The 21,056-nt window shown below is 67.1% G+C and carries 21 protein-coding genes; 13 read left to right on the plus strand and 8 right to left on the minus strand.

The window, feature by feature from the left end; all coding sequences use genetic code 11:
* Positions 1-23: 23 nt before the first annotated feature.
* The 4 genes from paaI to AC4AMJ_RS28895 all read right to left on the minus strand — a co-directional run bounded on the left by paaI (position 24) and on the right by AC4AMJ_RS28895 (position 3,487).
* The gene (gene paaI, locus AC4AMJ_RS28880) at positions 24-449 is read right to left on the minus strand and encodes a hydroxyphenylacetyl-CoA thioesterase PaaI (RefSeq protein ID WP_489916433.1); all 426 of its coding nucleotides are present in this window, start codon (positions 447-449) and stop codon (positions 24-26) included.
* Positions 446-760, minus strand: a complete 315-nt coding sequence (locus AC4AMJ_RS28885) for an EthD family reductase (RefSeq protein WP_489916435.1) — start codon at positions 758-760, stop codon at positions 446-448. Before AC4AMJ_RS28885 ends, paaI begins: the two co-directional genes overlap by 4 nt.
* Positions 757-2,796: a phenylacetic acid degradation bifunctional protein PaaZ gene (gene paaZ, locus AC4AMJ_RS28890; protein WP_489916437.1), complete on the minus strand. Its 2,040-nt coding sequence runs from the start codon at positions 2,794-2,796 to the stop codon at positions 757-759. The genes AC4AMJ_RS28885 and paaZ overlap by 4 nt, the downstream gene beginning before the upstream one ends.
* Before the next feature lie 79 nt (positions 2,797-2,875).
* Entirely contained in the window at positions 2,876-3,487 is a 612-nt protein-coding gene (locus tag AC4AMJ_RS28895; RefSeq protein WP_489897655.1) for a TetR/AcrR family transcriptional regulator, read from the minus strand.
* A gap of 114 nt (positions 3,488-3,601) precedes the next feature.
* On the opposite strand from AC4AMJ_RS28895, the gene AC4AMJ_RS28900 reads away from it, so the two are divergent.
* The 10 genes from AC4AMJ_RS28900 (at position 3,602) to AC4AMJ_RS28945 (ending at position 12,261) form a co-directional block, all read left to right on the plus strand.
* On the plus strand, positions 3,602-4,333 hold the full coding sequence (locus AC4AMJ_RS28900; protein ID WP_489916439.1) for an enoyl-CoA hydratase/isomerase family protein: 732 nt from the start codon (positions 3,602-3,604) through the stop codon (positions 4,331-4,333).
* Entirely contained in the window at positions 4,330-5,193 is an 864-nt protein-coding gene (locus tag AC4AMJ_RS28905) for a 3-hydroxyacyl-CoA dehydrogenase family protein (RefSeq protein ID WP_489916441.1), read from the plus strand. Before AC4AMJ_RS28900 ends, AC4AMJ_RS28905 begins: the two co-directional genes overlap by 4 nt.
* Positions 5,190-5,969, plus strand: coding sequence for an enoyl-CoA hydratase/isomerase family protein (locus tag AC4AMJ_RS28910; RefSeq protein ID WP_489916443.1), 780 nt, complete (start codon positions 5,190-5,192; stop codon positions 5,967-5,969). The genes AC4AMJ_RS28905 and AC4AMJ_RS28910 overlap by 4 nt, the downstream gene beginning before the upstream one ends.
* 76 nt (positions 5,970-6,045) lie before the next feature.
* Positions 6,046-7,005 (plus strand): 1,2-phenylacetyl-CoA epoxidase subunit PaaA, encoded by a 960-nt coding sequence (gene paaA / locus AC4AMJ_RS28915; protein ID WP_489916445.1) that lies wholly within the window; start codon positions 6,046-6,048, stop codon positions 7,003-7,005.
* Entirely contained in the window at positions 7,005-7,367 is a 363-nt protein-coding gene (paaB, locus tag AC4AMJ_RS28920; RefSeq protein ID WP_489897650.1) for a 1,2-phenylacetyl-CoA epoxidase subunit PaaB, read from the plus strand. Before paaA ends, paaB begins: the two co-directional genes overlap by 1 nt.
* A 9-nt stretch (positions 7,368-7,376) precedes the next feature.
* Entirely contained in the window at positions 7,377-8,294 is a 918-nt protein-coding gene (paaC, locus tag AC4AMJ_RS28925) for a 1,2-phenylacetyl-CoA epoxidase subunit PaaC (RefSeq protein ID WP_489916447.1), read from the plus strand.
* 2 nt (positions 8,295-8,296) lie between these two features.
* Positions 8,297-8,806: a 1,2-phenylacetyl-CoA epoxidase subunit PaaD gene (paaD, locus tag AC4AMJ_RS28930; protein WP_489916449.1), complete on the plus strand. Its 510-nt coding sequence runs from the start codon at positions 8,297-8,299 to the stop codon at positions 8,804-8,806.
* Positions 8,807-8,808: 2 nt separating this feature from the next.
* Positions 8,809-9,903: a 1,2-phenylacetyl-CoA epoxidase subunit PaaE gene (gene paaE, locus AC4AMJ_RS28935; RefSeq protein WP_489916451.1), complete on the plus strand. Its 1,095-nt coding sequence runs from the start codon at positions 8,809-8,811 to the stop codon at positions 9,901-9,903.
* A gap of 51 nt (positions 9,904-9,954) precedes the next feature.
* Positions 9,955-11,268, plus strand: a complete 1,314-nt coding sequence (paaK, locus tag AC4AMJ_RS28940) for a phenylacetate--CoA ligase PaaK (RefSeq protein WP_489916453.1) — start codon at positions 9,955-9,957, stop codon at positions 11,266-11,268.
* A 12-nt stretch (positions 11,269-11,280) separates the two neighbouring features.
* Entirely contained in the window at positions 11,281-12,261 is a 981-nt protein-coding gene (locus tag AC4AMJ_RS28945; protein ID WP_489916455.1) for an AraC-like ligand-binding domain-containing protein, read from the plus strand.
* 69 nt (positions 12,262-12,330) lie between these two features.
* Here the strand turns inward: AC4AMJ_RS28945 and AC4AMJ_RS28950 are convergent, their stop codons facing one another.
* Positions 12,331-13,443, minus strand: a complete 1,113-nt coding sequence (locus AC4AMJ_RS28950; RefSeq protein WP_489916457.1) for an NDMA-dependent alcohol dehydrogenase — start codon at positions 13,441-13,443, stop codon at positions 12,331-12,333.
* 46 nt (positions 13,444-13,489) lie between these two features.
* Positions 13,490-14,977 carry a phenylacetaldehyde dehydrogenase StyD gene (gene styD / locus AC4AMJ_RS28955; RefSeq protein WP_489916459.1) on the minus strand — a complete coding sequence of 496 codons (1,488 nt, stop codon included), beginning with the start codon at positions 14,975-14,977 and terminating at the stop codon, positions 13,490-13,492.
* Positions 14,978-15,634: 657 nt separating this feature from the next.
* On the opposite strand from styD, the gene AC4AMJ_RS28960 reads away from it, so the two are divergent.
* The 3 genes from AC4AMJ_RS28960 to AC4AMJ_RS28970 all read left to right on the plus strand — a co-directional run bounded on the left by AC4AMJ_RS28960 (position 15,635) and on the right by AC4AMJ_RS28970 (position 19,624).
* Positions 15,635-17,026, plus strand: a complete 1,392-nt coding sequence (locus tag AC4AMJ_RS28960) for an IS1380 family transposase (RefSeq protein ID WP_489897037.1) — start codon at positions 15,635-15,637, stop codon at positions 17,024-17,026.
* Positions 17,027-18,263: 1,237 nt separating this feature from the next.
* Positions 18,264-19,163 carry an HNH endonuclease gene (locus AC4AMJ_RS28965; RefSeq protein ID WP_489897642.1) on the plus strand — a complete coding sequence of 300 codons (900 nt, stop codon included), beginning with the start codon at positions 18,264-18,266 and terminating at the stop codon, positions 19,161-19,163.
* Between the two features lie 11 nt (positions 19,164-19,174).
* Positions 19,175-19,624: an SMI1/KNR4 family protein gene (locus tag AC4AMJ_RS28970; protein WP_489897641.1), complete on the plus strand. Its 450-nt coding sequence runs from the start codon at positions 19,175-19,177 to the stop codon at positions 19,622-19,624.
* Positions 19,625-19,672: 48 nt separating this feature from the next.
* Here the strand turns inward: AC4AMJ_RS28970 and AC4AMJ_RS28975 are convergent, their stop codons facing one another.
* Both AC4AMJ_RS28975 and AC4AMJ_RS28980 read right to left on the minus strand, forming a co-directional pair.
* The gene (locus AC4AMJ_RS28975; RefSeq protein WP_489897640.1) at positions 19,673-19,912 is read right to left on the minus strand and encodes a DUF3263 domain-containing protein; all 240 of its coding nucleotides are present in this window, start codon (positions 19,910-19,912) and stop codon (positions 19,673-19,675) included.
* Positions 19,913-20,003: 91 nt separating this feature from the next.
* Complete coding sequence (locus AC4AMJ_RS28980; protein ID WP_489897639.1) at positions 20,004-21,026, minus strand: LacI family DNA-binding transcriptional regulator; 1,023 nt, start codon at positions 21,024-21,026, stop codon at positions 20,004-20,006.
* Positions 21,027-21,056 lie beyond the last annotated feature (30 nt).

Raw genomic sequence — 21,056 nt, forward strand, 5'->3', positions numbered from 1 at the left:
TCAGTCGTCCTGCCCGTCGTCGCTCACTTGTTGGGCGGCGCCGTCGTCCGGCTGTCGCCCCGGAACTCGGCGACAACCTCGTCGCCACGCCTGACGGTCACATCGTAGAGCCCGTTGCGTCCGAAACGAGACCGCTCCTCGGCGGTGGCGACGAGCCGGTCGCCTGCGTGCGTGGGGGTGAGGTAGCGGATGTCGGCGCGGGCGGCCACGGCGTAGTCGTCGTGGCTGTTGCAGGCGAGCGCGAAGGTGGTGTCGGCGACGAGGAACACATATCCGCCGTGCGTGATCCCGTGGCCGTTGACCATCTGATCGGTGACGGTCATCGCGGTTCGCGCGTAGCCGTCGGAGAGCTCGAGCAATTCGATACCGAGCGCGCGCGATGCGACATCCGAGTCGAACATCGCCCGGGCGATGGAATGGGTCGTCGACGACTCGTCGATGGCGGTCATGGTCCGACCTCCTCCTCGTCGTGGATGAACATGGTGGCACCACCGGTCGCGAAATTGGCGACGTCTTTTCCGGCGGCCCCCATCTCGGGGGAGGCAAGGGCCGTCCGGAGCGCCGCCGTGTCGTCGAAGTACAGACTCGCGATCGCATAGTGGGGTGGCTCGGAGCCGTCCATCGACGTCACCTTGCCCCAGGTGAACTTCCGCAGACCGGGCACCTGATTCGCGAGCGGGACGTGCACCCGCGTGTAGTAGTCGTCGAATTCGTCTGTGTCCTCGGGCTTTCCGTAGCATACGGCAACTCGAACGGTCATGATTGTTCTCCCTTGGCAACGAGTGTCAGCACGTCGTAGGTGGCGACCGGGTCGTCGTTCTGATTGGTCACCACCGCATCCCAGCGCACCTCGCCGTAGTCGGCGCTTTGGCGGGGCGTGATCTGCTTCGCGGTGAGCGTCACGGTCAGGCTGTCCTCGGCCTTGACCGGTGTGAGGAACCGCAGACCGTCGACGCCGAAGTTGGCGAGCACGGGGCCCGGAGCGGGGTCGACGAACAGGCCCGCGGCGAGTGAGACGACCAGGTATCCGTGGGCGACGATGCCGCCGAACAGGGGATTGGCCGCGGCTGCCTCCGGGTCGGTGTGTGCGTAGAACGTGTCTCCGGTGAACTCCGCGAAGTGGTCGATGTCGGCGCGTGTCACCTGTCGGGGACCGCCCACGATGGTGTCGCCGATCCGCAACTCCGCCAGATTCTTTCGGAACGGGTGAACGTCGGTCTCGATGCGCTGGGCCCCGGTGACCCACTTGTGTCCGATCGCTGTCAGTACATCGGGCGTGCCCTGGATCGCGGTGCGCTGCATGTGATGCAGCACGCCGCGGATGCCGCCGAGTTCCTCGCCGCCGCCGGCCCGTCCGGGGCCGCCATGGACGAGCACCGGCAGGGGTGATCCGTGACCGGTCGACTCGCGGGCATCCTCGCTGTTGAGCGCCAGGACACGGCCGTGGTAGGGCGCCAGGCCCAGGACGATCTCGCGTGCGATCTGCGCATCCTTGGTCACCACGGATGCGACGAGGCTGCCCTGTCCGCGCGCGGCGAGGTCGATCACGTCCGCGGTGTCGTCGTAGCCGATGACCGTCGACACCGGGCCGAAGGCCTCGATCTCGTGCGGCTCGGGTGCGGTCTTGTCGTCGGCGTGCAGGAGGATGGGGGACAGGAACGCCCCCGCCGACTCATCGGCGTCGACCACATCGACGTGCTCCGGGTCGCCGAACACGACCGTCGCCGACTTCGTCAGCCCGCGAAGCGATTTGAGCACCTCGTCGCGCTGCTCGACGCTCGCCAGGGCGCCCATCGTGACCTGCTCGGACGCCGGATTGCCGACGACGACCTTCCCCAGGCGCACGCGTGCGGCCTCGATGACCGCATCGACCGCCGACGCGGGCACCAGCGCACGGCGGATGGCCGTGCACTTCTGGCCGGCCTTCACGGTCATCTCGGTGACCAGTTGCTTGACGAACAGGTCGAACTCGGGATCGTCGGGCGTGACGTCCGGGCCGAGGATCGACGCGTTGAGCGAGTCGGCCTCGGCCGTGAAATGCACACCGAGGTTGACGACGCTGGGGTGCGACCTCAAGGTGGCGGCGGTGTCGGCGGAACCGGTGAACGCCACCGAATCCTGGCCGCCGAGGTGATCGAGCAGGTCGCGGGCGCCACCGCTGATCAACTGCACCGAACCCTCGGGCAGGATCCCGCTCTCGATGATGCGGCGGAACACCAGCTCGGTGAGATAGGCGGTCTGGCTGGCGGGTTTGATGATCGACGGCACGCCCGCGATGAACGCGGGTGCGAGCTTTTCGAGGAACCCCCAGACCGGGAAGTTGAACGCATTGATCTGGACGGCGACGCCGCGGCGCGGTGTGTAGATGTGCTGGCCGAGGAAGGTGCCCTTCTTGCCGAGCTGCTCGATCCCACCGTCGAGATAGACCGTGTCGTTGGGCAATTCCCGCCGGGCCTTGCTCGCATAGCTGAGTACGGTGCCGATGCCGCCGTCGATGTCGACCGCCGAATCCCTCGTGGTGGCTCCGGTGGATGCCGAGAGCGCGTAGAACTCGTCCTTCCCCGCCATCAGCGTCATCCCGAGCTGCTTGAGCAGGGCGGCCCGCTCATGGAAGGTCAGGGCCCGCAACGCCGGACCGCCGACGTCGCGTGCGTGATCGACCATCCCGGCCAGGTCGAGGCCGGCGGACGAGATCCGGGCGACCTCACTGCCGTCGACTGCACTCAGCAACGGTGTGCCGGCATCCTCCGCGGCGAACCAACGCCCCTGTGTGTAGCTCTCGAGTAGTCTGCTCACGTCAACTCCATCCACCGTACGTTCGGTCGGTAATTACCATCGCTGCGGACGGTGGGAGTTGTCAAGACGGCGACCGCGATCAGGTTCGGCGGAGCCCGTCGAAGGTCAGTGCGACGACGGCGTCGCCGAGTTCGGCCGCCGAACCGCCGGTGCGCGGGCGGTACCACTCGATCAGTGAGTTCACGGTGCCGAAGAGCAGCCGCGCGACCAGGGCGGGATCGATGCCCGGGTTCAGGTCGCCCTCCTCGGCGGCGGCGGTGACCAACTCGGAGACGAAGTTGTCGAACTCGCGCCGACGGGCCAGGGCGCGCCGCTCCACCGCGGAGTTACCGCGTACCCGTAGGAGCAGGGTGACGTACGGCAGTTCGGCGACCAGGATGTCGACACTGCGTCTGACCAGGTGTTCGAGGCGGTCGATGTAGCGACCCTCGGTCGCCTGGGTCTCGAGCGTGACGGCGAAGAGCGCGTTCATCGCACGGTTCAGCGCGAGTTCGAGCAGCTCCTCCTTGCCGGACACATGGTGGTAGATCGACGACTTGCTGATGCCGAGCCGCTCGGCCAGCACGTCCATGCTGGTGCCGTCGTAGCCCTTGTCGTTGAACACCTTGACGGCGACCGCGAGCAGCGAGTCGAGGTCGTACCCGGGGCGGCCCGGGCGGCCGGTTCGGCGGGGTGTTCGCGCACTGGTCATGTTCGCCATCCTCTCACCCCGGGCCGCGCCCGCCCAACACAAAGTCCACCGCAGGCACTTGATTACCGACCGAAAGGTTGGTTACTGTGAGCGGGACGACACGAGGAGTGATCGGTGACAGACTGCAAGACCATCGAACTCGAGGAGCGCGACGACCGGTTCGTCGTGACGCTTGATCGGCCCGACCAGCGCAACGCCATCAATGCGGCGATGATCGACGATCTCCATGACGCCTGCGCCCGGATCGAACGCGATCCCAAGCCGCTCATCCTGGTCGGCAGGGGTGAGCACTTCGCCGGTGGTGCTGACATCGGGGAGCTGCGCGAACGTCGGCGGGCCGAGGCGCTGGCGGGGATCAACCGCACCCTGTTCGATCGCATCGCCCGATTGCCGCTCCCGACGGTCGCCGCGGTCAGCGGCTACGCGCTCGGTGGCGGAGCCGAACTGGCCTACGCCTGTGACCTGCGGGTCGCCACGCCCACCGCCGTGTTCGGCAACCCGGAACCCGGCCTGGGCATCCTGGCCGCGGCCGGCGCGAACTACCGGTTGCCGACGCTGGTCGGTGCGTCGGTGGCCAAGCAGGTGCTGCTCGCCGGTCGCCGGCTTGATGCCGACGCGGCGCTGCAGACCGGGTTGGTGCTCGACATCGTCGACGACCATCTGGCCGCGGCCCATCGCGTGGTGGACCGGATCGTCCGCCAGGCTCCGCTGGCGTTGCGGCTGACCAAGACCATCGTCGACGCTCCGGGATCGCATCCCTGGGTCGACGACATCGCGCAGGCGGTGCTGTTCGAGACCGACGAGAAGCAGCAACGGATGACCGCATTTCTGGAGAGGAAACGATGACCGCAATTCCCCATGCCGTGGCCGTGGTCGGCGGTGGCCGGATGGGTGCCGGGATCGCCCAGGTCTTCGCCACGCTCGGCTCGACGGTGACCATCGCCGAGGCGGCGGACCAGAGCGCCGCCCTGGACCGGGTCAGCGCCGGTCTCGCCCGCGCGCACGAGCGGGGCAAGCTCGGTGGGCAGGGCGTCGATGCGATCCGGCAGCGGGTGAGTACCGTCTCCGGGCCGCTCGACCTGCCCGCCGACGTCGCGCTCGTGGTCGAGGCGGTCCCCGAGATCCCGTCGCTCAAGATCGACGTGCCCTCCGCCATCGAGAAGGCGGTCGGGCCGGCGACCACCATCGCCACCAACACCAGCTCGATCTCCATCGCCGAACTCGGTGTGGCGCTCACGGACTCCACCAGGTTCATCGGCATGCACTTCTTCAATCCGGTGCCCGCGTCGTCGCTGGTGGAGATCGTCCGCACGTCTACCACCTCGGCCGAGACCGTCGGGCTGGTCCGCGGCTGGGTGGAGCGGCTCGGCAAGGCGGAGGTCCTGGTGAACGACTCACCGGGTTTTGCCACGAGCCGTCTGGGCGTGTGCCTGGGACTCGAGGCGATCCGGATGCTGGCGGAAGGCGTCGCCGACGCCGAATCCATCGACCGTGCGATGGAACTCGGATACCGGCACCCGATGGGCCCACTGCGCTCGACGGACCTGGTGGGCCTCGACGTCCGCCTGGCCATCGCCGAGCACCTCGCGGCCACCCTCGGGGACCGCTTTACTCCGCCACAACTACTGCGCGACAAAGTGTCTCGCGGTGAACTCGGACGCAAGTCCGGCCGTGGCTTCCACGACTGGGAAGGATCGACATCATGACCGTCACCCTCGACATCTCCGACGGACTCGCCACCATCACGCTCGCACGACCGGAGGCGCACAACGCGCTCGACGCGGCCACCAAGACGGCATTCGTCGACGCCGTGCACGCCGTCGGTGCCAACGCCGACGTGCGGGCGGTCCTGCTCACGGCCGAAGGCAAGAACTTCTGCGTCGGACAGGATCTCGGCGAACATGTCGGTGCGCTCGAATCGAATCCCGCGACCGCGATGAACACCGTCGGTGAGCACTACAACCCGCTCATCACGGCGCTGTCCGGGCTGCGCGTGCCGGTGGTGGCGGCCATCCCGGGTGCCTGCGTCGGCGCCGGATGGGGGATTGCTCTCACCGCTGACGTACGGATCGCCGGCACGCGGACCTCCTTCGCCACCGCCTTCAGTGGCATCGGCCTGGCCGCCGACTCCGGCCTGAGTCACTCGCTGGTGCAGAACCTCGGTGCGAGTCGCGCCGGCGCCCTGCTGCTCCTGGGCGACAAGGTGACCGCGGAGCAGGCGTCGGACTGGGGTCTGGTGCATTGCGTCGTCGACGACGCGGATGTCCGCGATGTCGCCCTCGACGTCGCCCGCTCGCTGGCGAACGGACCGACTGCGGCCTACCGGGAGATCAAGTCGTTGGTCGCCGCATCCGCCGACGGTCTGACCGCCGCCCTCGGCCGTGAGCTCGAGGCGCAGGTCACGCTCGGATGCAGTGTCGACCACAAGGCTGCGGTCGCCGCGTTCCTGGCCAAGGAGAAGCCGACGTTCGTCGGTCGCTGACCCGGGGCCTTGTGCTCCGGCGCGCCTTCCCGCATACTATTTACCAACCGATCATTCGGTATTGAAAGTAGGACAGATGCCCACGTCACAGCCCATGGACGTCGATTCCGCAGCTGATGTCGAGCAGTACTTCGAGCAGACCATCGCCGACGACCAGCGGATCGAACCCCGCGACTGGATGCCCGACGGCTACCGCAAGACCCTCATCCGGCAGGTGGCCCAGCACGCCCATTCGGAGATCATCGGTATGCAGCCGGAGGGGAACTGGCTGACACGTGCCCCGTCGTTGCGGCGCAAGGCGATCCTGATGGCCAAGGTGCAGGACGAGGCCGGCCACGGTCTCTACCTCTACTCCGCCGCCGAGACCCTCGGCGCCGACCGCGCCGATCTGACGACGAAGCTGATCGAGGGCAAGCAGAAGTACTCCTCGATCTTCAACTACCCCACACTCACCTACGCCGATGTCGGCACCATCGGCTGGCTGGTGGACGGTGCGGCCATCTGTAATCAGGTTCCGCTGTGCCGCAGCTCGTTCGGTCCGTACGCCCGGGCGATGATCCGGGTGTGCAAAGAAGAGTCCTTCCATCAGCGCCAGGGCTACGAGCTGCTGTCGACGATGATGCGCGGCACCGACGAACAGCGGGCGATGGTCCAGGAGTCCGTCGACCGGTGGTGGTGGCCCGCGCTGATGATGTTCGGTCCGCCCGACGACCAGTCGCCGAACACCGCACAGTCGATGCACTGGAAGATCAAGCGCCACACCAATGACGAACTGCGCCAACGGTTCGTCGACATGAGCGTGCCGCAGGCGCAGGCGCTGGGGGTCACCTTCCCCGACCCCGACCTGACCTGGAACGCGGACCGGCAGTCCTACGACTTCGGGGAGCCGGACTGGAGCGAGTTCACCGAGGTCATCAAGGGCAACGGCGCGGCGAACGCGGAGCGGATCGCCAACCGTCGCGCCGCACACGAAGAAGGTGCATGGGTCCGCGAGGCGGCCACGGCCTTCGCCAACCGGAAGCAGGAGGTGGCGTGATGAGCGATCTGACCGCCGAGGGCGGCCACGGTGCCGTGCCAATCGAGAACGTGCCGGTGCAGCCGGCAAGCGCACAGGTCAAGGCCGATTGGCCGTTGTACGAGGTGTTCCTGCGTGGCAAGCGCGGACTGAACCACGTGCACGTCGGTTCGCTGCATGCCGCCGACGACGAGATGGCGCTGCGCCACGCCCGGGACGTCTACACCCGTCGCAACGAGGGTGTGAGCATCTGGGTGGTCCCGTCCAATCGGGTCGTGGCGTCGAGCCCGTCGGAGAAGGATGCGTACTTCGCGCCGAGCGGGGACAAGGTCTACCGGCACCCGACGTTCTACGAGATCCCCGACAACGTCCCCCACATGTGAGGCCTGGACATGACTGATCACGACAATGCCTATGACGGGCTGGTCGACGAGGACTCCCACGGGCAGTGGGCCTTCGGCACCAGCTTTGACGACCCGCTCGCGGGGGTGGACACCACAGTGCCCGACGACGTCGATCTGACCGCGCTCGCCGGGTACTGCCTGATGCTGGGCGACGACGCCCTACTGAGCTCACAGCGACTGGCGCAGTGGAGTACCCGCGCACCCGAGCTCGAGGAAGAGGTCGCGCTGGCCAACGTGGGACTGGATCTGCTGGGGCAGGCCCGCCTGCTCCTCGCCCGAGCGGCGGCCGCCGACAGTTCGGTGGTCCCGTACATCTCGGACACCTCGCCGGTACCCGCCGAGGATGCGTTGGCGTTCTTCCGGGACGAGTCCGGATTCCGCAACGTGCGGCTCGTCGAGCAGGACAACGGGGACTTCGCGACGTCGATGGTACGACTGCTGATCTTCGTCACCTGGCGGTTGGCGATTTTCGATCGGTTGCGCACATCGCGCGACCCGGTGCTGTCCGCGGTCGCCCGCAAGGGTGTGAAAGAACTGACGTATCACCGCGACTACGCGGCCCGCTGGGTTGTCACACTCGGGTGCGGGACGACCGAGTCCAAGCGTCGGGTATCCCAGGCACTGACCCGCGTGTGGCCGTATGTCGAGGAGCTGTTCCGGCCGACCGCCGAGGAGATCGCATTGGCGCAGCTGTCGGTCGGCGTCGATCCGCGCGACGTCCGCACGGAATTCGACGCGGTGCTCACCCAGGTGCTGCATGCCGCGGAGCTCGAGACACCCACCGTCGGGAACGTCGGCACGGTCGGCGGTCGGGGCGGCCGCGACGGTCTGCACACCGAGGCGATGGGGCTGCTGCTGGCCGAGATGCAGTCCGTGGCACGGGCACATCCCGAAGGGGTCTGGTGACGATGCCGACAACGGTCCAACGGACGGCCCACGAGCTCGCCGCGTCGGTTCTCGACCCCGAGATGCCGATGCTGACCCTCGACGACCTGGGTGTGCTGCGCGACGTCGCGGTCGACGACAACGGCGGCGTGGTGGTCACCATCACCCCGACCTACTCCGGCTGCCCGGCGATCGCGACCATGCGCGACGACATCGAGCACACCCTGACCCGACACGGCTACCGCAGCGTGGTGGTCCGCACGCAACTCGCCCCCGCCTGGTCGACGGACTGGATCTCCGCCCAGGGCCGGGCCAAGCTCGCCGACAACGGGTACTCCCTGCCCCGGCCCGCGCCCGCGCGCACCTCGGGCCCGATCCCGCTCACGCTGACCCCCCGGCCGCGGACGCTCACCTGTCCCCAGTGCGGTTCCGATGCGACACAACTGGTCTCGGAATTCGGCGCAACGCTGTGCAAGGCCCACTACCGATGCCTGAGCTGCTCGGAACCCTTCGACCACGTGAAGGAGATCTGACCATGACCACCACCGCCGAACCGGTGGCCACTCCACCACGCAACAGGCCGTTTCACACGCTGACCGTCGCCGACGTCGAGAAGCTGTGTGACGACGCCGTCGCCGTACGCTTCGACGTGCCCGCAGATCTGGCCGGCGAGTACGACTTCCGGCCCGGACAGGCACTCATGCTCAGTCGCACCATCGACGGCGTCGAACACCGGCGGTCGTATTCGATCTGCGCGCCGACGGGCTCCGCGCCGCGGGTCGGTGTGCGCGAGGTGAGCGACGGATTGTTCTCGACCTGGCTGGTCCATGACGTACGGCCGGGGGACCGGATCGACGTGCAGGCGCCCACCGGCAGCTTCGTCGCCGACCCCACCGCCGGCGGCCGGCACGTCCTGATCGCCGCCGGATCGGGGATCACGCCCATGCTGTCGATCGCGGCGTCGGTGCTCACCAACCCTGATGCCGAAGTCGTTCTGCTCTACGGGAACCGGCGATCGCGATCGGTCATGTTCGCCGAGGAGATCGCCGACCTCAAGGATGAGTACGGGGAGCGACTCGACGTCATCCATGTGCTCTCCCGCGAACCGCGTGAGGTGGAACTGTTCACCGGCCGACTCGACGCCGATCGGCTGCGCGCGATCTTCGAAACCGTCGTGCCGACACCGGACATCGACCACTTCTGGCTGTGTGGGCCGTACGGCATGATCATCGACGCGCAACAGGTCCTCGCCGACCTGGACGTGCCGAAATCGCGGATCCACCACGAACTCTTCTACGTCGATGACGTGCCGCCACCACAGGAGAAACATCGGGAGCCGGGCGTCACCGGCCCGAGCAGCGACGTCACGATCGTGCTGGACGGCCGATCGGTGACCGGACGGCTGCCGAAGGACGAGTCGATCCTCGACGCCGGTGAACAGTTGCGATCGGATCTTCCCTTCGCGTGCAAGGGCGGCGTCTGCGGCACGTGCCGGGCCAAGGTGACGTGCGGCGAGACCGACATGCGACGCAACTACGCACTCGAAGAAGCCGAAGTGGCAGAAGGATTCGTCCTGACCTGCCAGACATTCCCCGTCGGGGACAGCGTCACCGTCGACTTCGACGCCTGATCACGATGCCCCAGAACACAATCATCCCGAACACATCCCCGGAGTAGAACGATGACGAGTACGTTGCCCCGACCGACGGCCGGAAGTCCCGAAAACCTGGAGTTCGCGTCGCGTGACGAGATCGCCGCGACCCAGCTCGAGCGGCTGCGGTGGTCGCTGGCCCACGCGTATGCGAACGTGCCGCACTATCGGCAGGCCTTCGACGAGCGGGGTGTGCACCCCGACGACCTGCACGAGCTCGCCGACCTGGCGAAGTTCCCGTTCACCGCGAAAGCCGATCTGCGGGGAAACTATCCGTTCGGGATGCTGGCCGTGCCGCAGGATCAGGTGTCGCGGATTCACGCGTCGTCGGGCACCACCGGCCGTCCGACCGTGGTCGGCTACACCGCCGGCGACCTCGACAACTGGGCCGACCTCGTGGCACGCAGCCTGCGTGCGGCCGGGGTGAAACCGTCGGACAAGGTGCACGTCGCCTATGGCTACGGGCTGTTCACCGGCGGTCTGGGCGCACACTATGGTGCGGAACGACTGGGCTGCACGGTGATCCCGATGTCCGGCGGGATGACCGATCGGCAGATCCAGCTCATCGAGGACTTCCGCCCGGACGCGATCATGGTGACGCCGTCGTACATGCTGACCATCGTCGACGCGATGCTGGCCAAGGGGATCGACCCGGCCGCGACGTCGCTGCGGACCGGGGTGTTCGGCGCCGAGCCGTGGACCGAGCAGATGCGTCGGGAACTGGAACAGCAACTGGACATGGATGCCGTCGACATCTACGGACTGTCGGAGGTGATGGGTCCGGGTGTGGCGATGGAATGCGTGGAGACCAAAGACGGCCTGCACATCTGGGAGGACCACTTCTACCCCGAGATCATCGACCCGATGACCGGTGAGGTGATGCCCGACGGTGAGGAAGGCGAACTCGTCTTCACCTCCCTCACCAAGGAAGCCATGCCGATCATCCGCTACCGCACACGGGATCTGACCCGGCTGTTGCCGGGTACGGCACGGTCGATGCGGCGCATGCAGAAGGTCACCGGCCGGACCGATGACATGATCATCCTGCGCGGCGTGAACCTGTTCCCGACCCAGATCGAGGAGCTGATCCTCACCGTGCCGGCGTTGGCGCCTCAGTTCCAGTGCATCCTCGATCGACCGGGCCGGATGGATCAGCTGACGGTGAAAGTGGAGTACCGTCACGACGTACCGGCCGAGCATCGGGGAGCGGCCGCCACCGAGCTGCAGAAGCTGATCAAGGACCGGATCGGGGTCACCGTGGCCGTCGATGCGGTGGAACCGGCCGCGCTGTTCCGCTCGACCGGGAAGGCGAAGCGACTGGTGGACAACCGGCCCCAGGACTGACGAGGAGACCAGATGCCGCGTTCTCACCCCGACGGCGATGCCGGACGAACCCGGTCGGCCGACGTCGGCGTTCCTGCCGCAGTGGGTTTCGACGAGTGGCGTGAGGCGATCTCGTCCGCGTTCGTGCCGTTGGACGCCTCACCGGATGATCGTGCCGGCGAGTTTCGCGGCTTCCTCGACTCGATGGCCCTCGGCGAGCTTCAGCTTTCCGAGGTCATCGGGGACCGCTCACGGGTCCGGCGATCGGCGTCCATGATCCGCCGGGCCGATCCCGGCGTGATCAAGGTGGCGCTCCAGCTCCGTGGACACAGCAGGGTGCACCAGCGTGGACGGTTCGCCGAGCTCGGTCCGGGTGATCTGTCGGTCTACGACACCAGCGTCGAATACGACCTCGACCTCGAGGACTCGTTCGACATGTTGGTGGCAGTGATTCCGCGACAAGCACTCCGAGTCGCCGACCGCGAACTCGGCGACGCCACCGCCCGCAGCATCGGGACCGACCGGGGCACGGCCGGTCTGCTCAAACCACTTCTCGTGTCGCTGCGGTCCGACGTCACTGGTGCCGGTGTGGCTGCGCCATTGGTCCAGGACGCCGTCGCGGATCTGGTCAGCGCGGTCATCCGATCGTCGGCGCCGACCGAGTCGCTCGGTGCCGGCGAGACCGTCCTGCTCACCGCCCGAGCCTATATCGAGGCACATCTGGGCGATCCTGACCTCACCCCGACGACGGTCGCCGCGCATCATCATGTGTCGATGCGGTATCTGCAGAAGCTGTTCGCCTATGACGGACACTCCGTCGCCGGATTCATCCGGCAACGTCGCCTGGAGCGCTGCAGACGTGACCTCGCCGACGCCGGCCAGCGTCATCGCAGCATCGGCGCCATCTGCGCAGCGAACGGACTGGTCGACGCCTCCCATTTCTCGCGTCTGTTCAAGCAGGCGTACGAGATGTCTCCGCGGCAGTTCCGCGACGCGCAATCGCTCGCCGACTGATCGTGCCGAACCCGCCCTGCTCGATGGTTCACAGGGCGAGTTCGGCACTCTCACAGAATGTTCGAAACGTCAGTACATGATGACGCCACGCACGTTCTCGGCGTTGCGCATAGCCGCATATCCCTCGTTCACCTGATCCAGCGAGTACGTGCTGGTGATCATCTCGTCGAGCTTGAGATGGCCTTCCATGTACAACCGGAGCAGGTGGGGGATGTCGAAACGGATGTTGGCGTTGCCGAACCATGCTCCCTTGAGGGTCTTGCGCATGGCAGTCAGATCGAACAGGCTCATGCTGACCTCGGTCGAGGTGATGTCGCCGACCGAGACCTGCACGCACACACCGCCCTTGGCGACCAGGGACATCGCGGGTGCGATCAGGGCGCCGTCGGCCACGTCCACCGTGATGAGGACCTTGTCGGCGAGCTGGCCCCAGGTCAGATCCTGCAGGAGCGCCAACGCCTCGTCGATGGACGCGACGGCATGGGTGGCGCCGAACACCTTGGCCTGATCCCGCTTGAACGGCGACGGATCGACCAGCACGACGTGGCGGGCGCCGGCGAGTGCGGCGCCCTGAACGGCCCCGCAGCCGACCCCACCCATCCCGAGCACCACGACGGTCTCCCCGGCGGACACCTCGGCGGCGTAGACCGACGATCCCCAACCGGTGGTGACACCGCAGCCGACGAGCGCGGCCTTGTCCAGCGGGATGTCCTTGGTCAGCTTGACGCAGGACGCCTCGTTGACGACCGTGACCGGGGCGAACGTGCCGAGCAGACACATGAGGCCGGCATCCTGGCCGTTGACGTGATGCCGTGCGGTGCCATCGGAGAGTTGCACGCCGGCAAGAAGGTTGGCGCCGAGGTCGCAGATGCTCGACTTTCCGGTCGCGCACGACGGACACCGTCCGCAGGCCGGGATGAACCCGAGGGCGACGTGGTCGCCGACCTCGACCGTGGTCACACCGGGGCCGATCTCGGTGACCACACCGGCGCCCTCGTGGCCGCCGATGTAGGGATACATGCCGACCGGTACGCTGCCGTCTCGTACGTGTTCGTCGGAGTGGCACATTCCCGACGCGGCGAGCTCGACCTTCACCTCACCGTACTTCGGGGCGTCGAGAACGAGTTCCTCGATCTGCCAATCCTGTCCGGGCTCCCAGAGCACCGCAGCTTGTGTCTTCATGGATACTTGCCTTCCTCGTTCGTGGTGGTGGTGGTGGTCGTGGTGGTCAGAGAACGACGGTGACGACCTTCTCCTCGGTGTTGGCCTCGATTCCGGCCCAACCCAGTTCGCGGCCGATACCGCTGGTCTTCATGCCGCCCCAGGGCAATGCGGGGTCGATCGCGGCCCATCCGTTGACCCAGACCGCGCCGGCCCGCACCTTGCTCGCGAGGGTGTGCGCATAGGAGACGTCGCGGGTCCAGATGCTCGCAGCGAGGCCGTAATCGGTGTCATTGGCGATCCGGATCGCATCGTCGACGTCGTCGAACGCGATCACGGTGCCCACCGGCCCGAAGATCTCCTCACGCGCGATCGTCATCTCGTTGGTCGCGTCGGCGAAGATGGTCGGCTGCACGAAGAACCCGTCGCCGTCGATAACCTCGCCACCGGCCACGACCCGTGCCCCCTCACGTTTGCCGGCATCGATGTAGGACAGGACTGTGTCGCGCTGTTTGGCGTTGACCAGCGCGCCCATCGTGGTGGTCTCGGCCAGCGGATCGCCGAGCACCTGCGCAGATGCAGCGGCAGCCAAACCGTCGACCACCTGCTGGTAGAGCGACCGGTGCACCAGCACGCGGGTACCTGCAGCGCACACCTCGCCCTGGTTGAAGAACAAACCCATGGCGGTGCCGTTGATTGCGGCCTCGACATCGGCGTCGGCCAGGATGATCTGGGGAGACTTGCCGCCGAGCTCCAGCGTCGTTCGCTTGAAGGTGTCCGCGGCCGCCTTCGCGATATGTCGGCCGACCCTCGGACTTCCGGTGAAGCTGATCTTGTCGACGTCGGGATGCGCCACGAGCGCTTCGCCTGCGACGTTCCCGAGACCCGGTACGACGTTGACCACACCGTCGGGGAGCCCGGCCTCCTGCAGCAGGCGGGCCAGATGCAGGACTGACAGCGGGGCATCCTCCGGTGGCTTGACCACGACCGTGTTGCCACACGCGAGGGCAGGAGCGAGTTTCCAGGCCGCGATCATCAGCGGCGTGTTCCAGGGAATGATGGCGCCGATGACGCCCACCGGCTCGCGAACGGTGTAGGAGTGGGTCGGTTGCCCGAAATAGCCGGCCGTCGGGATGGTCTGACCGGTGATCTTGTCCGCCCACCCGGCGAAGTGGCGGAATGTTGCGGCGGCGTTGGGGATGTCGAGCATGGTGGGCTGCCCGATCGGCTTGCCGATGTCGAGTGCCTCGAGGAGGGCGAGCCGTTCCCCGTCGCGTTCGATCAGATCGGCGATCCGGGACAGGATGCGCCCGCGGGCGGCGCCGGAGAGGTTGCCCCATTCGCCGTTCAACTGCGCGCGGGCGGCACGCACCGCATCGTCGACGTCCTGCGTCGATCCGGCTGCCACCCGGACCAGCAGTCGCCCGGAAGCGGGATGCAAGTCGTCGAAAGTGGCTGCGGTGGCGGACTTTCGCCAGACTCCGTCGACGAAGAGGTCCACCGCGGTGTCGGGCGGGAGGAGTGTCCCGGCGTCGAGGTCCTGTACGGATGTCATGTTCGCTCCCATCGCTCGGGCCGGAGCCTGCGATGAAGTCCGGCCGTCAGGCATCTGCCTGCTCTGACCAGCCTCGCGAAATGTGACGCCGGTTACTTGGACACGGGCGCACGGTTTGTTGACGATGCGGGTACCGCATCATCCGGGCGCCGGATTGTGTCGGCGCACCGAGCGTCTCCGCCGATTCGCGACTCGACGTTGCGATCGTTGCGCGAGAACCCCAATCGCTTGTTGAGCCGAGGGGGTTGCGATGGTTGCGTGAGAACCCCAACGCTTGTTGACCCGAAGGGTTGCGATGGTTGCGTGAGAACCCCAACGCTTGTTGACCCGAAGGGTTGCGATCGTTGCGCGAGAACCCCAAACGCTTGTTGACCCGAAGGGTTGCGATCGTCGCGCGAGAACCCCAAACGCTTCTTGCCCCGAAGGGTGTGATCGTTGCGTGAGAACCCAACCCGCTCCCTGAGGAACGAGGCGCTAGCCGAGTGTCACGAAGGGGCGGCCCTTCGTGACGTGTCCTCGCAGGCTCGGAGGCTCCTCAGCCTGGATCTTTCATGTTTGTTTGGGGTGTTCGGCGTGGGAAATGCGAAAGTGCCTACCTGGCAAGGGATTATTGAATCTCCACAACACAATAATTCCTGGCAGAAAGGCACTTCGCAGGTGAAGCATAACCGCTATCCCCGTCTGGTTGTCGATGATCAACGCCGCGAGTCGCTGACGAGTTCGTCGGGGGCGTTGCTGCTGCGTGACGCGGCGCAGGTCGCGGGCCTGGACGAGGCGTTATCGGCGGCGTTGGCGCCGTGGACCTCGCCGCGGGCCACCCATGATCCGGGCCTGATGCTGCTGGATCTGGCGATCGCGTTGGCTCTGGGCGGTGACTGCGCGGCCGACGTGGCGATCGTGCGAGCCCAACCCGACCTGTTCGGGCCGGTGGCCTCGGATGCGACGTTCTCCCGGCTGATCAGCGTGTTGGCCGACGACCTGAGCACGGCGCTACCGGCGATCCGCGCCGCGCGTGCCGCGGCCCGCACCCGGGTATGGACGCGGGCGCGCCCGCTGGCCGGAACACCCGGCACCCGCGATGGGGGGCAGGTGATCGTCGATCTCGACGCCACCACCATCGGTGCGCATTCACTCAAAGAACACGCCCAACTGACCTACAAACGCCAGTTCGGGCATTCCCCGATGTGCGCGTTCGTCGATCACGGCCAGTACGGCACCGGCGAACCACTGATCATCGATCTACGCCGCGGCGGCGCCTCCCCACAAGGCGCCGACCTGCACATCAACACCACGACCGCCGCGCTGGCCCAACTGCCCGCCGCCGAACGCCCCCAGGTGCTGCTCCGCACCGACGCCGGCGGCTGTTCCAAAAAATTCCTCAGGTTCCTGCGCGCCGAGAAACTCGCGTACTCGATCGGGTTCACCCTCTACGACAACGTCAAAACCGCCATCGCCGCGCTGCCCGAGCAGGCCTGGCGCGATGCGTTCAACGGTGACGAACAACCCCGCAACGGCGCCCAGGTCGCCGAGCTCACCGACCTGATCGTCCCCGCCGCCGACCCCACCGACCCCTGGCCGGCCGGGATGCGCGTCATCGTGCGCCGCGAATACCCCGACCCCGGCGCCCAACTACGCCTGACCGACATCGACGGCCGCCGCTACACTGCGTTCGCCACCAACACCCGCGGCACCGGCTGGACCCTGCCGGTCCTGGAACTACGCCACCGCCAACGCGCCCGCGCCGAAGACCGCATCCGCAACCTCAAAGACACCGGCATGGCCAACCTGCCCTTCCACGAGTTCACCAAAAACCAGATCTGGCTCGAAATCGTCTGCCTGGCCGCCGAACTCTTGGCCTGGACCCAAACCCTATGCTGGCCCGAACACCACCCCGCGCGCCTCTTCGAACCCAAACGCATGCGCCTATGCATCCTCGCCGTGGCCGGACGCACCATCCACACCGGCCGACGCCACCTGCTACGACTACCCCGCGGCTGGCCCTACAACGACCTCATCTACCAGGGCTACACCGCCCTGCACGCCGCCTGACACACCACACAGCAGCCCCTGCCCCTCAACCCAGGACCCGAAGAACCGGCGAACACCAGCGCCGGCGATCACCCACACCCACACCACACCAACCCCACACCCAGCCGCCGAAACCCCCAACCCACCACCACATGAAAGATCGAGGCTCAGGGATCGACAGGTGTGACGCATCCTCGCAGGCTCGGAGGCTCCTCAGGGATCGACAGGTGACGTGTCCTCGCAGGCTCGGAGGCTCCTCGGGGATCGACAGGTGACGTGTCCTCGCAGGCTCGGAGGCTCCTCGCAGGCTCCTCAGGGGTCGAAGGTGTCGTGAACATGGCTTGCGCCTACCTGTGGGACGCAACCGACTTCGTCGAATGTTCCCCATCGCTGCCAACTGCTCGGCGGATGTCGTTCGCGTGGCCGAAGTTCCGAGTCCGCCCTCGATTCGGTTCGGGCTGCTGCCATACAGTCGCCTCGAATCGACCACCGAGACGAAGGCGAGATACCAATGCGGGCTTCGAGATCCATGACATTGTTGATTCGCTCGGTCATCACCGTGCTGGCGATCATGCTGATCGGTGCGCTGCCGGCCACACACGCGATCGCAGCGTCGCCGAACGGGATGGGTGCGGGGCATTCCTCGACGCAGTCCCCAGACAACAAGAGCGGGAAGAACAAATCCTCACCGACATCGCCCGGCACAGGTGGCGGCGATGCGCACACGCTGAGGCCGCGAACTCCGCAGGCCGGCCCCGGCGGCAACGCACCCGGCTCGCCCGGCTCGCCGGGCCGGTCCGCCCCAGACCCGGCCAAGCCCTCGACGCCGCACTCGCCCGCTCCGAAGCCGGATCGTGGTCCCCACAAGTATTCTCCGAACACCAGGGCACCACAGGGTGGTGATTCGAACTCCTCTGGTCGCGACAGCGGGGAGGGTGCGCAGGACAGGTCCGGCGATCGACGCTCCGGCACATCGCCGAACCGAGGTCCCAACAAATACACCCCCAACGCCACGGCGCCTGGTAGCGGTGACCGCAGCTCCTCGCACCGCGACAGCCGCGAACCGGGAGACAGCAAGCGAAGTCGATCCCATGACCGCGAGAATCGGTCCACTGACCGCCCTTCCGGACCGACCGCCGGCACACGACCAGACCAGGACTCGCAGCCGAGGGTCGCACCGCGGCCACAGACACCCGGCACATCGTCGCCCGGGGAATCCGAACGAACCGACCGGACCCCGGCGCCGGCGCCACCCGCGGTGCCGGACGACCCGCCGTCAGCGTCGCCGCCGAAGCCGAAGCGCGACGACACGAATCCGCCCGCCCGGATCCTGTCGCCGCCACAGCAGAAGGCCGAGCCCGGGGAGTCGACACCACAGTCACCCGACCTCGACGGCCGGAGGAGGCCGGAGACCCGCCGGCCGGACACGACCTCTCCGAATAATCCACCGGCACAAGCACTGCGCGGCTGGGGTGACTACGTACGGATCATCGACATCATCGGCCGGACCCTGGAGACGATCGTCGACCTGTTCGCGCCCGACCCCGATCAGCAGGCCCCGGACCAGCCCGCCCCGGCACCCGACGAGGCACCTGCGCCGAGCGCTCCGTCACCGCCGCGGACCGAGCAGGTGCCGCCCCCACCGCCTGCCACACCGCCGTCTGCGGTCCCGGCCCCGCCGGCTGCTCCCGCCCCGTCGGCCCCTCCCGCCGGACCGTCGGCACCACGCGGCCCACCGGCGCAGACATCACCGGCACCGACAACACCGGTTGTCATCCCACCGGGCACTCCGCCCCCGCCCGGGGTGGACCGCTTGCCGGACGGTAGCTATCCGCGCAACGGCCGCTACGCGGGAAAGGTGATGGAACTGCCGGGAACACTGAAGGACAAGTATCCGAACGGGGTTCGATTCACCGACAAGGGATATCCCGACTTCGGCCCCTACGCCAAGGAGACCGTGCAACTGCCCGACGGGTTCACCAACCGCGCCGCCGACAAACGTGGAGCCAACGCAATTGTTCGCGAACGACTCAACGATCCCAACTGGAACCCGCCTCCGGACTACGCCTGGCACCATAGCGAGGACGGCACCACCATGCAGCTGATCCCGAGAGACCTGCACGAGGGCGTCGGTCACACCGGTGGCGCGAAGAAGTAGAGGACTCAGCCATGCGATTTCTGAGTGAACCGCGACTGTGGACCTCCGAGGAGGTGGCCATGCTCGAAGCACGCATCGACCAGCGCCTACCCGCCGACTACCGCGACCACCTTCTCACCGTGGGCGCCGGCCCGATCCCCGAGCGCATCGTGCCCGGCACGGGCGGTAACGGTCTCGTCCACAACGTGCTCACGTTCGACGACGCGCAGATCCTGTTGGATGCGACCTCCACCCACTATGAACTGATCCCCGAGCGGTACCGTCCGGCGGTCAACGGTGACGGCGGCGCGTTCTGTGTTGGACTCCGTGACGACGTAGTCGGCCGGATGTTCTGGGCCGACTTCGATCTGGCCGACACGCTCGGTCTGGACGAGGGCACACGCTCCGAGCAGATCATGTCGTTGCGCTACGACACCTGGAACGAGTTCATCGCCGACCTCGAGACCTGGGAGCTGGTGTGACAGGCAAACCGTCAGACCAGCCGCCCGGCCGACGAGCAGGCCACGAGGTCAGGCGATGGCCTGCCCGTCCTCGTCGTCGGGAAGCTGTCCCAGACGATGTGCGACGACGGCCCGGATGGCGTTGCGCACATCCGGGTCCAGTGTGGTGTCTCCGTCGAGGGCGTCGCGAAGGCGTGTGAAGTACACGAGCTCGGTGAGTCCGAACTCGACCATGATGTCGTCCGGATCGCCGCCGCCGTAGCGGTACCAGCTCTCGGCGAAGGCGACCAACTCAGTCGCATTGTTCATGTCGTCCATCTTGGCCGAAGATTGTGAACTGCAGGTTGCAGGTTCGTGCGTGTGAATGACAGGCTCCGGTGTGTTGTCGGCGAGTCGGGTGTCAGACCTCGACCGAGGTCGACCTGATTCGCAGCTCGGGATCGAGCAGGGTCACCGTCCGGGCTGATCGTGGATCGTCGATGCGGCCGATGAGCCGTTGCACGGCAAGCCTTCCCATGTCGGTGTAGTTGTTGTCCAGTGTGGTGAGGCCAATGTACCCGAGCCGCGCGAGGTAACTGTTGTCGTAGCCGACGACGCTGAGGTCACGGGGAATGTCGAGACCCACCTCCTTGGCGATCGACATCGTGATCACAGCGGCGTAATCGTTGTTGGCGAGAATGGCGGTCGGCCGGGGGCTGCCGGCCAGCAACGTGGTGGCGGCGGCCCGGTCTCCGCCTTCAGATCGGTCACTGATCTCCACGCGGATGTACTCGTCGAGGCCGTTGCGTCGCATCGCATCGCGGTAGCCGTCGGTGCGCAGGTCGGCTGCACGGCCCGTACCGGCGAGATGCGCGATCCGTCGGTGGCCGAGACCCACCAGATGCTCCACGGCCTGTGCCGCACCCGAGCGGTCGTCGCCCGTCACGACATCGACGTTCGGTAGATCGGGTTCTCGCCCGGCCGCCACCACGGTCGGGAGCGTCTCTGCCGTGGAGAGCAATTCGCGGGCCGGTGGCAGGGTGCCGAGGCAGAGGAGTCCGTCGACGCGCGCCTCGATGAACGCATCGAGCACCGAAGCGTCGCGCTCGAGCCCGAAGTCCTCGGACAAGAACAGCGTCAGACCGTGTGCGGTCAGCTCGGTGCGAACCGAGGCCAGCAGATCGATGAACCACGGGTTGCGCATGTCGGAGAGCACGGCCCCGACGGTATGTGTGCGTTGTTGTGCCAGCGATCGGGCGGCGGCGTTGGCGCGGTAACCCAGTTCCTCGGCGGCCCGCAAGACCGCGGTCCGATTCGCCTCGCTGGCGCCCGGCTGTCCACGCAGCACGAGGGAGACCAGCGATTTGGAAACCCCGGCGCGTCGAGCCACGTCGACGATGGTCGGGCGCGCCGAGCGGCCGGCCGCGTCGCCAGCTGTACCCATCGTGACCCTTCCCGGGAGTGTGAATTGTGT

Source organism: Gordonia sp. LMA484 (assembly GCF_058129505.1).